Consider the following 18,157-nt stretch of genomic DNA (forward strand, 5'->3'; position numbering starts at 1 on the left):
TGCGGTCCGGGGAAGCATGAGGTAATTTGGGAACGGCGCGGACGTCCCCCTATCTATAGTTTACGTATTGGGTTGGTACTGCATCGCTATGGCTGCAACTAAGCGCAAACGCGCGAAATCTTCAAAACAGGCAAGACTGCACCGCTGGCTGGTGCGGCTGGGACTGCTGGCGCTGGTGGGCGCCCTGGCCCTGGCGGGCTATATGGTCTACCTGGATATGCAGCTGCGTGAACGGCTGGACAGCCGCCAGTACCAGTTGCCGGCCCGGGTATTCGCCCGCCCGCTGGTCCTGCGGGAGGGGATGCCCCTGCGTCCGGATGAACTGATGGCTGAGTTCGATGCCCTCAGCTACCGGGAGAAGAAACCGCTGACCGAGCCGGGCCAGTGGCACCGCGAGGGCATGGAGTTCCGTATCTGGCGGCGGGATTTCGCCCATGCAGACGGCCGAGAGCCTGCCGCCCAGGTAACCTTCCGCCTGCGGAACGACGAGCTCAGTAACCTGCGCGACGAAAATGGCCAGAAAATCGGTAAATTCCGCCTGGATGCGGCGCCCATTGGCACCCTCCTGGGTGGGGGGGACGACCGCAACCCGGTGCGCTTCGCCGATATTCCACCATTGCTGGCCAACACCCTGATCGCCGTGGAAGACCAGGATTTCCTGCACCACTTCGGTGTTTCACCCCGGGGCATCGCACGCGCCATGATTGCCAATATCAAGGCCGGCAGTGTGGTGCAGGGTGGATCCACGATTACCCAGCAGCTGGTCAAGAACATCTTCTTCGACCACAAGCCGAGCCTGCAGCGCAAGATCAATGAAGCGTTGATGGCCATCCTGATGGAGCTCCACTACGACAAGCCCTATATCCTGCAGGAGTACATCAACGAGGTGTGGCTTGGCCAGCAGGGCAGCCGCGCCATTTATGGCTTCGGGCTGGCGGCCGAATTCTATTTCCAGAAACCGCTGGATACCCTCGAGCCGCACGAGATGGCCCTGCTGGTGGGGCTGGCCAAGGGGGCGTCCTACTACAATCCCTGGCGCCATCCGGAGCGGGCGCTCGAGCGCCGCAACACTGTCCTCGATGTAATGATGGAGCAGGGCCTGATCTCCGAGGAGGCCCACAAGGACTATCGATCCCGCCCGCTGGATGTGGCCAGCGCCGGTGCCGCGGCGCAGAATCCCTACCCGGCGTTTACCGAACGGTTACTGGAGGAATTGCGCCCCTACTACTCCTATGAGGAGCTGCGTACTGCCGGGCTGCGGGTTTATACCTCGCTGTCGCCCTGGATCCAGAAGCTGGCCGAGGACGCGGTCAGTGCCCGCGCCGAGCAGATCGAGAAGGACCGCGGTATCCAGGAGGACTCCCTGCAGGCGGCCACGGTATTGCTGGATAACAACAGCGGTAATGTACTGGCGATGGTGGGCGATCGCCGCCCCCACTACCCGGGTTTCAACCGGGCCCTGGAGGCGCGTCGCCAGGTGGGGTCGCTGATCAAGCCGGCGGTGTACCTGACGGCGCTGGAGCGGCCGCACCAGTACAACCTGGCCACACCGATCGAGGACGCCCCCATCCGCGTGGAGGGTGACAACGGCGATGTCTGGATGCCGGCGAACTTCGGCAACAAAAGCCATGGCCCGACGCCCCTGTACCTGGCCCTGGCCAAGTCGTACAACCAGGCGACTGCCCGGCTGGGGCTGGACCTGGGACTGGAGAACGTGCGCCAGACCATCCGCCGGCTGGGGGTGCAGGCGGACCTGCCACGGGTTCCCGCCCTGCTGTTGGGGGCCGTGGAAATGACCCCGTTCGAGGTGGCAGGCATGTATCAGACCATCGCCAATGGCGGCGAGCATGTGGAGCCGCGCACCCTGCTGGCGGTGGCGAACGCGGACGGCGAGCAGGTACAGCGCTTCCGCCGGCGCAGCAACCGCGGTGTGGACGAGGTGCCGGCCTACCTGCTGCGCTATGCCATGGAGCAGACGATGAAAGAGGGTACCGGCAAAAGCGCCATGCGGCGCCTGCCGGGCAGTGTGGCGTTTGCCGGCAAGACCGGCACCACCAATGACTACCGCGACAGCTGGTTTGCCGGCTTCTCCCCGGACGTGACCGCTGTGGTCTGGCTGGGCCGCGACGACAACGAGCGCACCAGCCTGACCGGTGCCACCGGCGCGCTGACGATCTGGACCGAGGTCATGCGCAAGCTGCCACACCGCCACGGCCGGGTGGAGCCGCCGCGGGGCGTGGAATTCAAACCGGTGAACGCGCGCGGCCAGTATATGAATCCGGAGTACTGCCGGGGCGGCATGGAAATGCCGTTCTCCTACGAGACCCGCCTCGAGCCGGCACCGGAATGTCGCGGGCGCGATCGTTTCCGCTGGTTCCGCGACTTCTTCGGTGATGACCGGGACGACAATCGCCGCGACGATGCCGCCCCGCGGGAGGATATGACCCCGGGCTGGGGGGTGGACCCGGATGAAGACGATCGCCAGCGTGAGCGCGAGCGCCAGTTGCAGGAGCAGCTGCGCATGGATGATGAACCCCTGCAGTTGCCGCGCGGTGAGGAAGAACGGTTGCGGCGTCAGGAGGACCTCTGGCAGCAGGAGGAGCGCCGTGCCGAAGAGGAGCGCCAGCAGCTCCAGCGGCGCCTGGAAGAGGAAGAGCGTCGCCGGGAAGAGCTGCAGCGCCGTGGCGACGTGCCGGTGGAAGAGGCAGAGCCCTGGCCCGGCGATGAGGACCAGTGGCCCTGACGGCACCCCGTTAAAGGGGGCTCAGATATCGTGGGCTTCGGCCCACTCCTTTAATTGATCCAGCACCGACAGTGATGAGCGACCGAATTCGGTGATCGTATAGGCCACCGCAATGGGACGTGTGCTCAGCACCTCGCGACTGACCAGTCCCTGTTGCTCCATTTCTTTCAGTCGCTGGTCCACCATTTTCTTGCTGGCGCCTCCCAGCTGGCGCGCCAGTTCATTGAAGCGCACCGGGCCATCCTGCAGGTGCCACAGAATCGAGCCTTTCCATTTGCCGCCGATGATGCGCATGCCCCTCTCAATCGGGCAGGGCTCCAGGCAGGTATCACTGTTTCCGGCATTTGCCGGAGATCTTTGCTTGGTTTCACTCATTGGTCACATTTCCTCTCGGGCCTGGCCGCTGGACTCCCGCTAGCTGGCGACTGCTTGTGCGTGCTTGCGCGGTTGAGCTCTGATGTCCGCAAGGTTACAAAAAGTATACTGGTTGACAGTAGTAACCTAAGGTAACAGTATTCCGCGGACTTATCCATCCACAGTATTTGCGGAGCCGCGAGTGAATCTCTTTATCATCAATACCCACCAGTACTACCCGTTTTCTGAAGGCAAGCTGAGTGCTGCCATGGTTGCGATCGCCAGGGAAGAGGCAGAGGCCGCCGGCCATGCGGTCAAGGTCACCACCATGCAGGATGCCTATGACGTGGAGGCGGAGCTGGAAAAGCATGAGTGGGCGGACGTTATCCTGTTACAGGTCCCGGTCAACTGGATGGGGGTGCCCTGGTCATTCAAGAAATACATGGATGAGGTTTATACCGCGGGTATGTCCGGGCGACTTTGCGACGGCGATGGCCGTCACCGGGACCAGCCGGAAAGGCAGTATGGCACTGGCGGTGTGCTGGGCGACAAGCGCTATATGCTCTCACTGACGTTCAACGCACCGGCGGAGGCATTCGGTGACGGCAACCAATTCCTGTTCAAGGGGCGGGATGTCGACGACCTGTTCATGCCCACCCACATGAATTTTCGCTTTTTCAACATGTCCCCGCTGGAGACATTTGTCTGCTATGACGTGATGAAAAACCCGGAGACAGAAAGCGACAAGCTGCGCTTTCGTGAGCACCTGCGCAAACAGCTCAACCTGGGGAGCGCCACCCGGGAGAGCGGTGCAGCCTGACTGATTGAACGGAATTGAATAGCAAGTCGAGGAATTCCCCATGAGCCGACAAAGCAGGCCGGCAGCCGGAGAGCCCTTCCCGGAAGTGCTGGTAACCACGCTGGATGGCAAGGCCGTCCAGTTAGGCCATGCATGTGAGGAGGCCGACTGGACCATGGTGGTTGTCTACCGCGGGCAGCACTGCCCGCTATGCACCCGCTACCTGAACCAGTTGGAGAATTACTGGGACAGGCTCTGTGCCAACAAGGTCGGGCTGATGGCGGTGTCAGCGGACTCACGCGAGCAGCTGCAAGCGCATATGGAAAAGCTGGAAGTTTCTTTCCCTGTTGCTTACGGGCTTACGGTTGAGCAGATGCAAGCGCTCGGCGTCTATATTTCAGTACCCCGTTCTGCCGCGGAAACGGACCATAACTTTGCCGAACCGGGTATTTTTGTGGTTAATCAGGACGGTAACCTGCACGTGGTGGATATTTCCAATAATCCATTCGCACGGCCGGATATAGAACAATTGGTTTCCGGGCTCGAGTGGATCAGGGACCCGAAGAATGATTACCCGGTCCGGGGGACCTTCCGTTAAATGATCCCGTCCTCCCAGCCGCCAGTCCCGGCGGCTGGGATCAGGGTCGGAATGCATTGCAGCTGCCCTGGTGGCCAACTGGCCGCAACGGGGTTATCGATTGAGTAACTTTGCCGCTTCCTCGGCAAAGTAGGTCAGGATACCGTCTGCCCCGGCGCGCTTGAATGCCAGCAGTGACTCCAGAATCACCGCTTCCCGGGCCAGCCAGCCATTGTCAAAAGCGGCGCAGTGCATGGCGTACTCCCCGCTCACCTGGTAGGCGAATGTGGGCACTCGCAGCTCTTCCTTCACCCGGCTAACCACATCCAGGTAGGGCATGCCCGGTTTCACCATGATCATGTCGGCGCCCTCGCGAATATCCAGTGCGCACTCGTGCAGGGCCTCGTTGCCATTGGCCGGATCCATCTGGTAGCTGGCCTTGCTGCCCCCCTTCAGGTTGCCGGCCGATCCCACGGCATCCCGGAAGGGGCCATAGTAAGCCGAAGCGTACTTTGCTGCGTATGACATGATGAGCGTGTTGACCCGCCCATCGTGCTCCAGGGCAGCCCGGATGGCGCCGATACGGCCATCCATCATGTCGGACGGGGCCACCACGTCTGCGCCGGCCTCGGCATGGGACAGTGCCTGCTCGACCAGTACCTCGACAGTATCGTCGTTGACGATATAGCCGCTGTTGTCCATCAGGCCATCCTGGCCGTGGCTGGTAAAGGGATCCAGGGCCACATCGGTGATCACGCCAAGTTCGGGGGCACTGTTTTTTAGCTCCCGCACGGCGCGCTGGGCCAGGCCATCCGGGTCGTAGGCCGCGCGCGCGTCGTCTGATTTTGCCGAGGGATCGACCACCGGAAACAGGGCCACCGCGGGGATGCCCAGGTCGACCAGGGTTTTCGCCCGGGCCGCGAGCAGGTCTACGCTGAGGCGCTCAACACCGGGCATGGAGGCAACCTGCTGGGTTTCGCCGTGCCCCTCGATGACAAACAGGGGCAGGATCAGGTCGTCGCAGGAGAGTTGCCGCTCGCGCACCAGTCGCCGGGCAAAATCCTGTGCGCGCAGGCGGCGCATGCGGGTGTTGGGGAAGGGGCCGCGCTCAAGGCTGATACTCATGGGGCTGGACCTTGTGAGGAAACGAATTGAATAGAATTGAGAAAATGTATCCCGGCCTGCCGGGCTGGACAGTCCCGCTGCGACTCGCACCGGGTTGTCCGGGCGGCAATGATAACAAAAGGAGAACAATCGATGTCCGTTGCCCTGTGGTGCCTGCTGGCAACCTCAATTATGCCCTACGTGTTCACCGTAATCGCCAAGGTCAGCGGGCGGGGACGCTACGATAACCGTGCCCCGCGCCAGTACCTGGAGGCCCAGGAGGGGTTGTCCCAGCGGGCGGACTGGGCACAGCGCAACAGTTTTGAGGCGCTGCCGGTATTTGCCGCGGCGGTACTGGCGGCGATGGTGGCGGGTGTTGCTGAATCCTGGCTGGCGGGCCTGTCGCTGGCGTTTATCGGCATCCGCGTAATTTATGGCGCCTGCTACCTGTGCGACTGGCACGGGGCCCGCTCCCTGGTGTGGTTCGCGGGCCTCGCCTGTTGTATCGGCCTGCTGGTGCTGGCAGCCCTGGCGGCCTGACGGGGGATTCCGCCAGGCCGGGGCTGTTGTCAGCTACCGGCGATGGATGCCAGCACACGGCGGGCGGCCGCCACTGTCTGCTCGATGTCTTCCTCGCTGTGGGCGGCGGACATGAAGCCGGCCTCGTAGGACGCCGGGGCAAGGTAAACTCCCTCGTCCAGCATGCCATGGAAGAACCGGTTGAATTGCTCGTTGTTGCACGCCATGACCTGTTGGTAATTGGTTACCTGTGGCTCCTCGGTAAAGAAGAAACCGAACATACTGCCGGCACGGTTGGCGGTCATGGGAATGCCCACCTCTTTCGCAGCCTCAAGCACGCCGTTGACCAGCTTCTCGGTCCGGTCGTTGAGTTGCTGGTAGAGCCCGGGCGCCTGCACCAGGCGCAGGGTCTCCAGGCCCGCCACCATGCCTACCGGGTTGCCGGACAGTGTGCCGGCCTGGTAGATCGGCCCCAGCGGCGCGATCTTCTCCATGATCTCCCGCTTGCCGCCGAACGCGCCCACCGGCATGCCGCCGCCGATCACCTTGCCCAGGGTGGTGATATCCGCCTCGATGCCAAAGTGGCCCTGGGCGCCGGTGAGGCTCACCCGGAAGCCGGTCATCACCTCGTCCAGGATCAGCAGTGCGCCGTGCTGGTCACAAACCTCCCGCAGCGTCTCGAGGAAGCCCGGAACCGGGGGGACGCAGTTCATGTTGCCGGCCACCGGCTCGACAATGATGCAGGCAATCTCGTCGCCAATCTCGGCAAAGCACTGCCTGACCGACTCCGGGTCGTTATAGTTCAGGGTGATGGTGTGGTCGGCCAGTGACGCCGGCACACCGGGAGAGGAGGGCACGCCCATGGTCAGGGCGCCGGAACCGGCCTTCACCAGCAGGGAATCGGAATGGCCGTGGTAGCAGCCCTCGAATTTGACGATTTTGTCGCGGCCGGTATAGCCGCGCGCCAGCCGGATGGCGCTCATGGTGGCTTCGGTACCGGAATTTACAAAACGCACCAGATCCATGTTGGGCCATAGCCGGCACAGTTCTTCGGCCAGTTCGGTTTCCAGCTCGGTGGGCGCCCCGAAACTGAGGCCGGACTGTGCCTGTTCCACCACCGCCTCGATCACCTCGGGCTGCGCGTGCCCCAGCACCATGGGGCCCCACGACTGCACGTAATCGATATAGCGCTTGCCGTCGGCGTCAAACAGGTAGGCACCCTCGGCGCGCTCGATAAACAGCGGCGTGCCCCCGACCGCGCGGAAGGCGCGCACCGGCGAATTGACCCCGCCGGGAATGACTTTCTGGGCTTCGGCAAAAAGTTGCTCGGATTTACTCATAGCGATCTGCGGCCTTGCTGATTGGCTGGAAATTTGGCGGGTATTATCCGGATGGCCGACGGCGGGAGCAAATGCGCGGCGCACTGGCGACAGCCACTGCACAGGGCTTGCCATGGGGAGCATGCCGGCGGGCAAAAGCTTTATGTGGTTGCTTCAGCGCTTGGTCCAGAACAGGCGGTTCGGGACCGGCCGGCCCATCCCCAGCCGGCGGCTGTCGGCGATCGCGCTCCAGGTGAACTGCTGGCTGCGACTCACTGCCTCGATCACTGTGAGGCCGTGCGCAATATGGCAGGCGATGGCGGTGGCGAGGGTACCGCAGGTGCCGTAAGCGGCGGGCGGGAGGCGCCGCCAGAGGAACTGTCGCATCAGGCCGCGTTCGTCGTAAAGCCGGTTTTCCAGCTGCTGGTCGGCGGCCGGGACCCCGGTGAGCAGCAGGTAGCGGCAGCCGCTTTCCAGTAGCTCCTGTGCCTGGGCATCGAGTACGTCAGCCTCCAGGGCCATGGCACGGGCCTCGCGGCGGTTGGGGCAGACCATGGTGGCAAACGGTAACAGCAGGGAGGTCATCGCTTCCCACAGCGGGGGAGCCAGCAGGCTCTCCTTGTCGGCCAGGGTGGCGTCCGGGTCGATCACGATGGGAATGTGGGGGTAGTCGGCAAGCACGCTGTGGAGTGCGCGTACGTTTTCCACTGAGCCGAGGTAACCGACCTTGATCGCGGCCACCGGCAGGTCTTCCAGCACCGCCCGGGCCTGCTCCACCAGCAGCGTGTCCTCCACCGGCGCCACGCCCTGGAGTTCGCCGGTGTCACAGACACTGATAGCGGACACCACGGAAGTGCAGTGGCATCCCAGGCTCACCGCGGTCTCGGTGTCCGCGGTGATGCCGGCACTGCCACTGGGGTCGTGGTGGGTGACGGTAAGAATGATGGGTTGGCGTGTATCCATTTCCTGTCGGGGCGATATCCGGGGTATTGGGCGCGACCAGAGATGCCCTAATTCTAGTTGTTATATGGCGGTGGGCCGGAATGATCCGGTGCCTAAAACGGCCGCACCACCGCAAGAATCACGATCGCCACCAGTGCCAGCACTGGTACTTCGTTGAAAATGCGGAAATAACGCCCGGATTTGGTGACGGTACCGGCGGCGAACTGCTTCACATAGGCGCCGCACATATGGTGATAGCCGATCAGCAATACCACCAGCAGCAGCTTGGCGTGCAGCCAGCCGGCGCTCTTGTAGTAGTCGAGGTTGAAGGTGATCAGCCAGCCGCCCAGCAGGATGGTGGCAAGCATCGACGGCAGTCCGATGCCGCGGTACAGGCGCCGCTCCATGATGCAGAAACGGTCGCGGCTGGTGGCGTCGGTGGCATCCCGGTGGTAGACGAACAGCCGCGGCAGGTAGAACAGTACGGCGAACCAGCAGACCATGGCCACAATATGGAAGGCTTTGACCCAGAGCATTGCGTATTCCTTGTTGTTTTCGTCCTCGCGACCATGCCGGCCCGCGGGGCAGCAGGGGTCACTTGCGATAAAAGTTGTCGATGTCTGCCGGCAGGATAATGCCCGCGGCGTCATTGTCCAGCATGCCCGAATAACCGCGGGAGATATACAGGGCGTCGGCCTTGCTGCTTTCCAGTTTCTGGTGGGCCTCCAGCAGTGTGCTGCGCCAGTTGAGCCCGGCCGCCGCAAAGCGCTCGCCGGGCAGCTTGAGCAGGTCCACCGGGGGCTCCTCCCCCTCCACCGCCTGGCTGCCCTCCGGGGCACCTTTCTTTTCCTCCACCCGTTGCAGGAAGCTGGCGAGGTCGGCTGCCCGCAACAACTGGTGCGCGGGTTCGTCCGGCAACTCTACCAGCACCCACAGCGGGTGGCGCTGAATCAGCCGCTCGGCCTGGCTCCGCCCCACTTTCTGTGGTGACACCACAAAGCGCCGTTCCATCACGCTGGCGACCCCCACGCGGTTCAGCATCTGTGCTCGCCAGGTGGGGGTGCCGCTCTTGTCCATGGCTCGCAGGGTCTCCTGGAAGATACCCTGGGCTGCAAAAAAGTAGCGGCTCACCAGGCAGGCCACCACGATCATCATCATGCCCGGGAAGAGCACGTTGGGGTTGTAGGTGAGTTCCAGGATTGCCAGCAGCGCCGCCAGTGGTGCATCCAGCAAGGCGGCCATCATCGCGGCCATGCCCACCATGGCGTAGAAGCCCGGGCTGGCGGTGTACTCGCCCAGCCACAGGTTGGCCAGGCTGCCGGCTATGCCGCCCATGCAGGCGCCGAGGAACAGGCTGGGGCCGATCACGCCCCCGGGAATGCCCAGGCCGGAGGCCAGCGCCGTCGCCACCATTTTCGCCGCCACGATCACCAGCAGGGCCCCCAGGGCAAGTTCGCCCAGCATTGCCAGTTCGAGGGTGTCATACCCCGCGCCGAGGATCTCCGGCACCCAGATGCCCAGGGTGCCGGTCACCAGCCCGACCGCCAGGAAACGCAGGATCGGTGCGCGGCGCTGCATGGGGGCCAGGTATCTCTGGGCGCGAATGAAGAGTGCGGCGAGGGTGCCGATGACTACGGCACAGAGCAGCAGCACCGGCAGCTCGGCCAGCGAGCTGAGCTGGATCGCGGGTACGTTGAAAGCCGGCTGGTTGCCGAAGGCCAGTTGGGTGATGGCGCTTCCGGTCGCTGCAGCGAGGATGACCGGCAGGAAACCCACCACCGAGTACTCGAGCATCACCACTTCCATGGCAAACACCACCCCCGCCAGCGGGGTGTTGAAGGAAGCCGCGATCGCCGCTGCCACACCGCAGCCGAGCAGGCTGCGCACCGAATTGTTGGGGAGTTTAAGCCTGCGCCCGAGCCAGCTGCCACTGGCGGCGCCGAGGTGTACTGCGGGGCCCTCGCGACCCACGGACTGGCCGCTGACCAGCGCGATTGCACCGGCGAAAAACTGCAGTAACGCGTTGGCCACTGGCATATTGGCCTGGTGGTTGTGCAGGCGGTCGAGCACATGGACCACACCCACCAGCCGCCAGCCGGGGCTCAACAGCTGGTAGATGGCCCCCAGTACCAGCGCTCCGCCAACGGGCAGGGCGAAGCGCCAATAGGTGGGCAGGCTTTCATAGCGCTCGGGGATGGACAGGAACAGCTCCGCCGGTATTTCGCTCAGCAGGCGAAAGGCCACCGTCACCGCTCCCGCGAGGATGCCGGTCAGCAGGGCCATGGCCAGCAGCGGTGCCAGCGCCTCCTGGGATGACAGCTGCAGGCGCCACTTTTCCAGTCCCCGTTCGCGCAGGGGCCATTTCGGCTGCTTTTTTTTACCCGTGGGGCGCGCTTTCCTGAGCACCGTGCGTCCTTTCCCGATGGTGGCTTGTGGTAGAGTGCAGCCTCCATTATACAGGCCGCGCCGGCGGTGTATGGGTGAGCCCGGTACGGATACAGCAGCGAGGAGTCAGACAGTGATCAAAGTAGCAATCGTCGGCGGGACCGGATACACGGGGGTGGAGCTGCTGCGACTGCTGGTATTGCACCCGCAGGTAAGCCTGGCTGCGATCACCTCCCGCGCCCTGGCAGGGCAGCCAGTGGCGGAACTTTTTCCCAGCCTCCGGGGTCACTGTGACCTGGCTTTCTGTGAACCGGACCTGGCCCAGTTGGCCACGTGCGATGTGGTCTTTTTTGCCACTCCCCACGGGGTGGCGCAGGCCCAGGTGCCGGAACTGGTGGCACGCGGGGTAAGGGTCATCGACCTGTCGGCGGATTTCCGCCTGCGCGATATCGCCACCTGGGAGCGCTGGTATAACCAGTCGCATGCCGCGCCGGAGCTGGCGGCGGAAGCCGTGTACGGCCTGCCCGAGGTCAACCGCGAGCAGATTGCGGGGGCACGGCTGGTGGCCTGCCCGGGCTGCTACCCGACAGCGATCCAGCTCGGCTGGATCCCGCTGCTGGAGCGCAACCTGGTGGAGCCGGGGCACCTGGTGGCGAGTGCCGCGAGCGGCGCCACCGGCGCCGGGCGGCAGGGCAAGACCGAGTTGCTGCTGGCCGAGAACAGTGACAGCTTCCGCGCATATGCGTCAGGCGGCCATCGCCACCTGCCGGAGATCGAGCAGGGACTGCGCCGGGTGCAGGCCGCAGGCAGTGCCGAGCCGCGGGTGACCTTTGTGCCACACCTGCTGCCGATGGTGCGCGGTATCCATGCGACCCTGTTCGCGCGGCTGAACGGGGATAGCGGTCTGGCTGAGCTGCAGGAACTGTACGAACAGCGGTATGCCGCTGAACCATTTGTGGACGTGCTGCCACCAGGCAGTCACCCGCAGACCCGCAGCGTCAGGGGGAGCAACATGTGCCGTATTGCCCTGGCGCGGCCGGATGACCGGGACACGGTGGTGGTGATGTCGGTGATCGACAATCTCGCCAAGGGCGCCTCGGCCCAGGCCATCCAGAATATGAACATCATGTTTGGCCTGAATGAGAAGCTCGGACTGGAGAGCCCGGCGCTGCTGCCTTAGAATCGTCAGATTCAACAGGCTCACAAGTAAGTCATAACGAGATAAGAACACACGGGTGTCATGGCACATAAAGTAAAAGGCAGTAAACAGTACCGCATGAAGGTAGTGCCGCACCGGCCCTACTCCGGCGCCCTGACGTTGCTGGGGGTGACGCTGCTGGTACTGGTCACCTCGGCGGCCGCTTACTTCGCCGGCCAGCACCACCTGCGTAAGGGGCTGGATCGCAAGACCATGGCCCACGAGGAGTCCCTGGACAGGCTCGATTCCCTGCGCAGGGAAAATGAAGCCCTGCGGCTGCGGGTGGCCACGGCCGAGCAGTCACTGGCGATCGGTGAGCAGGCGGACGAGAAAGTGCGGGCCGAGCTGGTGGAGAAGGAAAACCGGATCGCCGAACTCAAGCAGGAAATTTCCTTTTACCGGGGCCTGATGGCGCCGGATGATGACGGCGATGGTGTTTCCATCGGCCGTTTCAGTCTTTCGCAAATGGCCGATGAGCGGCGCTACCAGTTCAAACTGTTGGTGCAGCAGTCGGCCACGCGACACAGCGTGGTGACGGGGCACGCGACCTTCACCGTGGTGGGCAGTCAGGATGGACAGCCAAAACGCTATCCGCTCAGCGCCCTGTCGCAGCAGGTGGACAGCGAAAAGATCGCCCTGCGCTTCAAATATTTCCAGAATATTGAGGGCGAGCTACAGTTGCCTCATGGCTTCGAGCCAGAGGGCGTTGAGCTGTTGCTCAAGTCCAGCGCGCGTAAGGGGTTCAATATCGAGCAGCGTTATGGCTGGCTGGTTCAGAAGAGCTGATGCCAGGCGCTGATTGCACGAGGTTTTGACTGGATTATGTTTAGAAAGCAAGAGAAAGAGAAGACGACGACTATGGCTAGCTCTGGAAGTAACCACACGACCCTGATCGCCCGCCAGACCGAAGTGAGTGGCGACCTGCATTTCCGCGGTAACCTGGTGGTTGAGGGCACCGTTCACGGGAATGTCAGCGCACACAGCGACAGTGACGCGCGCCTGCAGATTGTCGATGGCGGCAAGGTGGAAGGTGAGATTCGCGTGCCGCACGTGGTCATCAATGGCAACGTCAAGGGCGATGTGTATGCCGTTCGCCACCTGGAGCTCTCCGCCAAGGCAATGGTTGAGGGCAACGTGCACTACAAGCTGATCGAGATGGTCAAGGGCGCACAGGTCAATGGCTCCCTGGTTTCCAACGTTGAGATGGACAACGCCGGTGAGCCGCGCATGCTCGAGTATTCCGAGGAGATCTCGGTCGACTCCGAGTAATCCCGGCTCTCTTTGACCGGCTGGTCGGCCTCTGTCGGCCGGCCGGTGTATGCGGCCGAATACTTGACTGATTTCGTCGGTTTTAGCACTATGGCGGCCCCCGGGCCCAGCTCAGTACAATGGGTGGGCTGGCCCATATTCTGCCGAGAGAGACTTATGTCAGAAGCTGTTTCCTTTTCTCCCGAGCCGGTGATCGTTACCGAGAAGGCTGTGGCCAAGGTCAAGAGCCTGCTTGAAGAGGAGGGCAATCCGGAGCTGAAACTGCGGGTGTTCGTCACCGGCGGCGGCTGTTCCGGCTTCCAGTACGGGTTCACTTTCGATGAGCTGGTGGCTGACGACGATGCGCTGGTCGAGAAAGATGGCATCGAGGTCGTGGTAGACCCGATGAGCTATCCGTACCTGGTTGGGGCAACAGTGGACTACGAAGAGGGCCTGTCCGGCTCGCGCTTTGTGGTGCAAAACCCCAACGCTTCCTCCACCTGCGGCTGCGGGTCATCATTCTCCATCTGATCGCCCGGGATGAACCCGGGCCGGGTCCTGTCCTGTTCCCGTAGCTCGGCTGTCCCTTATCTTCCTGCCTTCCCTGCTCCCGCCTGGCCGCTCGCCATCCACTCAGGCGGGGTAGATACCTCCGAGCACCGTTTCGCGAACCGCGCCGGTTACACCGGGACAGTTGCCCGGGAGCCCGTGCATGGTCTGGCGCGCCAGCCACGCGAAGCCGACAGCCTCCAGCCAGTCGGCGTCGATACCATAACTGCCGGTGCTGGCGATCGACCAGGTGGGCAGGCGCCGGTGCAGGCGCTGCATCAGGTCCGCATTGCGTGCGCCCCCACCACAGATCAGCAGCTCACCGCCGTTGGCAAAGGCGTGCACGGCGTCCGCGATACTGGCGGCAGTGACCTCGGCCAGGGTCGCCTGAACGTCCGCCGGGGCCAGCTCCAGGCCCTCGCCAGCCCGCTCCAGCCAGGTGGGATTGAATGCCTCGCGCCCGGTGCTTTTGGGGGCTGGGGCGGTGAAATAGGGGTCGGCCATCAGGCGGTTGAGCAATTCCGGGCTGACGCGACCGCTGGCGGCCCAGGCGCCGTCGCGGTCAAATGGCTGGCTGCGGTGCAGGCCAATCCAGTAGTCCAGCAGGGCATTGCCGGGACCGGTATCGTAGCCGCGCACGCTGCCGTCGGCGCGTAATTCAGTGATATTTGCCATGCCGCCGATGTTCACCACCGCACGATCGCGGTCGGCCGCGAAGGCCGCCTTGTGAAAGGCTGGCATCAGTGGGGCGCCCTGGCCACCGAGGGCCATATCGCGCCGGCGGAAGTCTGCCACCGTGGTAATACCGGTGCGGGTGGCGATGGTGTTGGGGTCGCCGATTTGCATGGTAAAAGGGTGGGCGACAGTGCCGGGCGGCCGGTGGCGCACGGTCTGGCCGTGGCTGCCGATAGCGGTGACTCCGGCCGGTTTGACCCCGGCATTATCCAGCAGGGCCAGGGTTGCCTCGGCAAACAGCTGGCCCAGCTGGCAGTCCAGCTGGCCGGCCCGGTCCAGTTCCGAGGGGCCGGGGGCGCAGAGGGCCAGCACGGCATCGCGCAATGCAGGGGGGATCGGGTGGCCCAGCGTGGCGATAATATCGGCCCTGGACGACGTTTCCTCAGAGAACTCGACCAGCACCGCGTCGACACAATCGACGCTGGTGCCGGACATCAGGCCGACATAAAGCTCGCCCATAGGGTCAGTTGACGTTTTGTTGGTTTTGTTCTTCGCCGCGTTGTGCCAGCGCCGGTTGCTCGTAATTTTCCAGTTTTGCCAGCAGGGGCTGGGTCTGGGCGCGGAAGCGCGCCATCTCGGAATCCGGGATGGACTTGGCCTTGGGCAGCTTGCGCACGATGGTGGCAGGGTTGCGGTGATGGCCGTCTACCAGGAACTCGTAGTGCAGGTGGGGGCCGGTTGCATACCCGGTGGCGCCGACGGTGCCGATCACCTGGCGCTGCTTGACCCGGTCGCCCACCTTCACCTTGCGCTTGTTCAGGTGCAGGTAGCGGGTGATGTAGCGCTCGCCGTGCTTGATAAACACATAATTGCCATTGGGCCTGCTATAGCCGGCCTTGATTACGCGCCCGCTGCCAGCAGCATATACCGGGGTGCCGCGCGGTGCGGCGTAATCGGTTCCGTTGTGTGGCCGGCGGGTTTTATGGATCGGGTGCAGGCGGCTCGGGTTGAAGTGTGAGCTGATGCGGGCAAAGTCCACCGGGGTGCGGATAAATGCCTTGCGCATGCTTTTGCCATCAGGAGTGTAGTAGTTGGCATCACCGTTCTGGTCGACGTAGCGCACCGCACTGAAGGTTTTCCCCTGGTTGACGAATGTCACCGCCTGGATAGGGCCATTGTCGATCTTCTCGCCGTCGAGGAATTCTTCCTCAAAGAGTACGCTGAAGTGGTCTCCTTTCCTGATGTCGAGGGCAAAGTCGATATCGGAGCTGAAGACCTGCGCCATTTCCATGATGAGGTTATTGCTCAGGCCCGCGTTGTTACCGGCAACAAACAGGGAGCTCTCGATCTCTGCCTGGCGGTAGGCCGGGTAACTGTCGGCCTCCCGCTGGTGCAGGGCATAGCTGAAGTCGCCGCTGTCACCGCGCTTGAATTCCAGGCGGCTGAGGCGATCCCGGTGCACCTCCAGGCTGTCGAGTGAGCCGTCACCAGCGATATGGAAGGTGAGTTCCTCACCGGGGCTCAGTCGCGCAAGGCCCTTGGCTTCCTTGCCGCTCTCCAGTAGCTCGTACATATGGCGGATATCCACGCCGGCACGGTCAAACAGGTTGGAGAGGGTGTCGCCGTTACGAACCTTCACCCGTTTGCTGCTGGTGGGGGCGGGGGTTGCTGGAGAGGCCTCGGGTGCGGCGTCGGCAGCGGCCATGACCACGGCGGGAGCAGCTTCCTCAACTGCGGACAGGGTCACAGGCAATGAATGGCGCTTCGCCTCTACCTCTGGGGTGGAGACGAACATGGCGAGTGCCAGCGCGCAGCTTGCGGCACCTGCCGCGAGGGCATGGGTGCGCGGGAAGTGCTGGCGCAGTGCGCCCAGCAGGCGCGGCTTGGTAGTGCGATGATTCTGCATGGTCTTAACAGGAGGCGCTGTTTGTACTTGTCTTGCGTGCTTTGCGGTGTCTAAAAAACGAACACCAAACACCCTTTATATCAAAAATCTTACCGTGATTCACGGGGTAATTGACCTGTCTGTCCATGACTGAGTTCCTCTGCGTTGACAATCTGCAGTGGTGGGCGCTCCCGGGAGACGCTTGTATTTCGTCCGATATCGGGTAATGTTGCTGCCCGTTTTGCCGCCGGCGGGCGGCGCAACCGTCAGTTAATTCACGAGGGGAAACAATGGCCGGGGTCGATACGACACTGCTGAAAGACTTGGACCGCCGGGGACTGATCAATCAGGCCACCGGGGATGGGGAGCTCACCGAGCATCTGGCGCAGTCCCGCACCCTCTATTGCGGCTTCGATCCCACCGCTGATTCCCTTCATATAGGCAGTCTAGTACCCCTGCTGACTTTGAAGAGGTTTCAGGCGGCAGGACACAAGCCGATTGCGCTGGTTGGCGGAGCAACCGGCCTGATTGGTGATCCTTCCTTCAAGGCGCAAGAGCGCAACCTGAATACCCCGGATGTGGTTTCCGGCTGGGTCGAGAAGATTCGCGCGCAGGTGTCCCAGTTCATCGACTTTGATTGCGGCGATAACAGCGCCATGGTGGTCAACAACCTGGACTGGACCAGGGACCTCAGTGTGCTGGACTTCCTGCGGGATGTGGGTAAGCACTTCTCCGTCAACAACATGGTCAACAAGGAATCCGTCAAGCAGCGGATCCAGCGTGAGGGGGAGGGTATCTCTTTCACCGAGTTTTCCTACATGTTGCTGCAGTCCATGGACTTCTCCGAGCTGTATCACCGACACAGCTGCAGCCTGCAGATCGGCGGCTCGGACCAGTGGGGCAACATTACCGGCGGCGTGGACCTGACCCGACGCCAGCACCGCGGCAAGGTGTTCGGTATGACAATGCCCCTGGTGACCAAGGCGGATGGAACCAAGTTCGGCAAGACCGAGAGTGGCACCATCTGGCTGGATCCGGCGCGTACCTCCCCCTATGCCTTCTACCAGTTCTGGCTGAATACAGCGGATGCGGACGCCTACAAGTTCCTCCGTTACTTCACTTTCCTGGACGTTGAGGAGATCGATGCGATCGAGCGCGCCGACGCGGAGCGTGCCGGCAAGCCGGAAGCGCAGGCTATCCTGGCGCGAGAGGTTACCCGGGAAGTGCATGGTGAAGAAGGGTTGGCCGCGGCCGAGCGTATCTCCGGTGCGCTGTTCTCTGGGGATAGTGCCGGCTTGTCCGAGAGTGACCTGGAGCAGCTCCGCCAGGATGGCCTTCCCAGCTCCGACCTGCCGGCAGACTTTGGCGACCAGAGCCTGATCCACGTCCTGGTGGAGGCTGGTATGGCCCCGTCCGGCAAGCCGGTGAAGGATGCGCTGGGCCGCAATGCCGTACTGGTGAACGGGCAGGCGGTGGGGATTGACCGCAACAGTGATCCCGCGGGCGTATTCAGTCGCGACAATGCGCTATGTGGTCGCTTCTTTATCGTTCGCCTGGGCAAGAAGAAATACCACCTGTTTACCCTTGCCGGCTGATCGCTTTCTAAGCGTTTTTTGGGGTGAAGTAATTTTTTTACAGTTTTGTCACAAAAGCGCTTGCAAGGCCCCCGGGCGAGCCCGTATAGTTCGCGCCCTCGCTGCTTGAGAAGTGGCGGGGAGGCAGCTCCAAGTGATTGATTTTCTTAAGAAAATTTCTTCAAAAAAGAGCTTGCCAGACACGGAGAGGTCGCTATAATGCGCGCCACTTCGGAAGGGCCAGGCGGTCCTTCAGGGTCGGGAAAAGACGCCTTCGGGCATCGGT

Annotated in this window: 17 protein-coding genes; 9 read left to right on the plus strand and 8 right to left on the minus strand. The window is 62.8% G+C overall.

Features of this window, described 5'->3' with window-relative positions:
- Positions 1 to 88 precede the first annotated feature (88 nt).
- Complete coding sequence (gene mrcB / locus LVD10_RS15870; RefSeq protein WP_232940847.1) at positions 89 to 2,743, plus strand: penicillin-binding protein 1B; 2,655 nt, start codon at positions 89 to 91, stop codon at positions 2,741 to 2,743.
- A gap of 21 nt (positions 2,744 to 2,764) precedes the next feature.
- Here mrcB and LVD10_RS15875 read toward each other — a convergent pair whose 3' ends face one another.
- Complete coding sequence (locus LVD10_RS15875) at positions 2,765 to 3,118, minus strand: winged helix-turn-helix transcriptional regulator (RefSeq protein WP_232940848.1); 354 nt, start codon at positions 3,116 to 3,118, stop codon at positions 2,765 to 2,767.
- Positions 3,119 to 3,299: 181 nt separating this feature from the next.
- On the opposite strand from LVD10_RS15875, the gene LVD10_RS15880 reads away from it, so the two are divergent.
- A complete protein-coding gene (locus tag LVD10_RS15880; RefSeq protein ID WP_232940849.1) occupies positions 3,300 to 3,917 on the plus strand; it encodes an NAD(P)H-dependent oxidoreductase in 618 nt (205 codons plus the stop codon).
- A gap of 40 nt (positions 3,918 to 3,957) precedes the next feature.
- Positions 3,958 to 4,494, plus strand: coding sequence for a redoxin domain-containing protein (locus LVD10_RS15885; protein WP_232940850.1), 537 nt, complete (start codon positions 3,958 to 3,960; stop codon positions 4,492 to 4,494).
- Between the two features lie 93 nt (positions 4,495 to 4,587).
- On the opposite strand, the gene hemB is transcribed toward LVD10_RS15885, so the two are convergent.
- Complete coding sequence (gene hemB / locus LVD10_RS15890; protein WP_232940851.1) at positions 4,588 to 5,598, minus strand: porphobilinogen synthase; 1,011 nt, start codon at positions 5,596 to 5,598, stop codon at positions 4,588 to 4,590.
- Between the two features lie 132 nt (positions 5,599 to 5,730).
- Here hemB and LVD10_RS15895 point away from each other — a divergent pair, with 132 nt between their 5' ends.
- Positions 5,731 to 6,117, plus strand: coding sequence for an MAPEG family protein (locus tag LVD10_RS15895; protein ID WP_232940852.1), 387 nt, complete (start codon positions 5,731 to 5,733; stop codon positions 6,115 to 6,117).
- A gap of 29 nt (positions 6,118 to 6,146) precedes the next feature.
- Here LVD10_RS15895 and hemL read toward each other — a convergent pair whose 3' ends face one another.
- The 4 genes from hemL to LVD10_RS15915 form a co-directional block, all read right to left on the minus strand.
- Positions 6,147 to 7,436: a glutamate-1-semialdehyde 2,1-aminomutase gene (gene hemL / locus LVD10_RS15900; protein WP_232940853.1), complete on the minus strand. Its 1,290-nt coding sequence runs from the start codon at positions 7,434 to 7,436 to the stop codon at positions 6,147 to 6,149.
- A gap of 153 nt (positions 7,437 to 7,589) precedes the next feature.
- Positions 7,590 to 8,378, minus strand: coding sequence for a bifunctional hydroxymethylpyrimidine kinase/phosphomethylpyrimidine kinase (thiD, locus tag LVD10_RS15905; RefSeq protein WP_232940854.1), 789 nt, complete (start codon positions 8,376 to 8,378; stop codon positions 7,590 to 7,592).
- A gap of 92 nt (positions 8,379 to 8,470) precedes the next feature.
- Positions 8,471 to 8,893 carry a protoporphyrinogen oxidase HemJ gene (gene hemJ / locus LVD10_RS15910; protein ID WP_232940855.1) on the minus strand — a complete coding sequence of 141 codons (423 nt, stop codon included), beginning with the start codon at positions 8,891 to 8,893 and terminating at the stop codon, positions 8,471 to 8,473.
- Positions 8,894 to 8,951: 58 nt separating this feature from the next.
- Positions 8,952 to 10,763 carry a chloride channel protein gene (locus LVD10_RS15915; RefSeq protein WP_232940856.1) on the minus strand — a complete coding sequence of 604 codons (1,812 nt, stop codon included), beginning with the start codon at positions 10,761 to 10,763 and terminating at the stop codon, positions 8,952 to 8,954.
- 112 nt (positions 10,764 to 10,875) lie between these two features.
- On the opposite strand from LVD10_RS15915, the gene argC reads away from it, so the two are divergent.
- From argC to erpA, 4 genes are all read left to right on the plus strand, one after another.
- Complete coding sequence (argC, locus tag LVD10_RS15920; protein ID WP_232940857.1) at positions 10,876 to 11,922, plus strand: N-acetyl-gamma-glutamyl-phosphate reductase; 1,047 nt, start codon at positions 10,876 to 10,878, stop codon at positions 11,920 to 11,922.
- 60 nt (positions 11,923 to 11,982) lie between these two features.
- Positions 11,983 to 12,726: a DUF6776 family protein gene (locus LVD10_RS15925; protein ID WP_232940858.1), complete on the plus strand. Its 744-nt coding sequence runs from the start codon at positions 11,983 to 11,985 to the stop codon at positions 12,724 to 12,726.
- 72 nt (positions 12,727 to 12,798) lie between these two features.
- Positions 12,799 to 13,209, plus strand: coding sequence for a bactofilin family protein (locus LVD10_RS15930; RefSeq protein WP_232940859.1), 411 nt, complete (start codon positions 12,799 to 12,801; stop codon positions 13,207 to 13,209).
- A gap of 156 nt (positions 13,210 to 13,365) precedes the next feature.
- Positions 13,366 to 13,719 (plus strand): iron-sulfur cluster insertion protein ErpA, encoded by a 354-nt coding sequence (erpA, locus tag LVD10_RS15935; protein ID WP_232940860.1) that lies wholly within the window; start codon positions 13,366 to 13,368, stop codon positions 13,717 to 13,719.
- Positions 13,720 to 13,821: 102 nt separating this feature from the next.
- On the opposite strand, the gene LVD10_RS15940 is transcribed toward erpA, so the two are convergent.
- Positions 13,822 to 14,931, minus strand: a complete 1,110-nt coding sequence (locus tag LVD10_RS15940) for an anhydro-N-acetylmuramic acid kinase (RefSeq protein ID WP_232940861.1) — start codon at positions 14,929 to 14,931, stop codon at positions 13,822 to 13,824.
- A gap of 4 nt (positions 14,932 to 14,935) precedes the next feature.
- Positions 14,936 to 16,318: a peptidoglycan DD-metalloendopeptidase family protein gene (locus LVD10_RS15945; protein ID WP_232940862.1), complete on the minus strand. Its 1,383-nt coding sequence runs from the start codon at positions 16,316 to 16,318 to the stop codon at positions 14,936 to 14,938.
- Positions 16,319 to 16,587: 269 nt separating this feature from the next.
- Here LVD10_RS15945 and tyrS point away from each other — a divergent pair, with 269 nt between their 5' ends.
- Entirely contained in the window at positions 16,588 to 17,892 is a 1,305-nt protein-coding gene (tyrS, locus tag LVD10_RS15950; protein WP_232940863.1) for a tyrosine--tRNA ligase, read from the plus strand.
- Positions 17,893 to 18,157: the final 265 nt, after the last annotated feature.

The sequence above is a fragment of the Microbulbifer zhoushanensis genome, assembly GCF_021729055.1.
Lineage (GTDB): Bacteria > Pseudomonadota > Gammaproteobacteria > Pseudomonadales > Cellvibrionaceae > Microbulbifer > Microbulbifer zhoushanensis.

Coding starts and splice junctions, on each gene's coding strand:
- mrcB (WP_232940847.1), top strand. CDS start 89: ATGGCTGCAACTAAGCGCAAACGCGCGAAATCTTCAAAACAGGCAAGA.
- LVD10_RS15875 (WP_232940848.1), bottom strand. CDS start 3,118: ATGAGTGAAACCAAGCAAAGATCTCCGGCAAATGCCGGAAACAGTGAT.
- LVD10_RS15885 (WP_232940850.1), top strand. CDS start 3,958: ATGAGCCGACAAAGCAGGCCGGCAGCCGGAGAGCCCTTCCCGGAAGTG.
- hemB (WP_232940851.1), bottom strand. CDS start 5,598: ATGAGTATCAGCCTTGAGCGCGGCCCCTTCCCCAACACCCGCATGCGC.
- LVD10_RS15895 (WP_232940852.1), top strand. CDS start 5,731: ATGTCCGTTGCCCTGTGGTGCCTGCTGGCAACCTCAATTATGCCCTAC.
- hemL (WP_232940853.1), bottom strand. CDS start 7,436: ATGAGTAAATCCGAGCAACTTTTTGCCGAAGCCCAGAAAGTCATTCCC.
- thiD (WP_232940854.1), bottom strand. CDS start 8,378: ATGGATACACGCCAACCCATCATTCTTACCGTCACCCACCACGACCCC.
- hemJ (WP_232940855.1), bottom strand. CDS start 8,893: ATGCTCTGGGTCAAAGCCTTCCATATTGTGGCCATGGTCTGCTGGTTC.
- LVD10_RS15925 (WP_232940858.1), top strand. CDS start 11,983: ATGGCACATAAAGTAAAAGGCAGTAAACAGTACCGCATGAAGGTAGTG.
- LVD10_RS15930 (WP_232940859.1), top strand. CDS start 12,799: ATGGCTAGCTCTGGAAGTAACCACACGACCCTGATCGCCCGCCAGACC.
- erpA (WP_232940860.1), top strand. CDS start 13,366: ATGTCAGAAGCTGTTTCCTTTTCTCCCGAGCCGGTGATCGTTACCGAG.
- LVD10_RS15940 (WP_232940861.1), bottom strand. CDS start 14,931: ATGGGCGAGCTTTATGTCGGCCTGATGTCCGGCACCAGCGTCGATTGT.
- LVD10_RS15945 (WP_232940862.1), bottom strand. CDS start 16,318: ATGCAGAATCATCGCACTACCAAGCCGCGCCTGCTGGGCGCACTGCGC.
- tyrS (WP_232940863.1), top strand. CDS start 16,588: ATGGCCGGGGTCGATACGACACTGCTGAAAGACTTGGACCGCCGGGGA.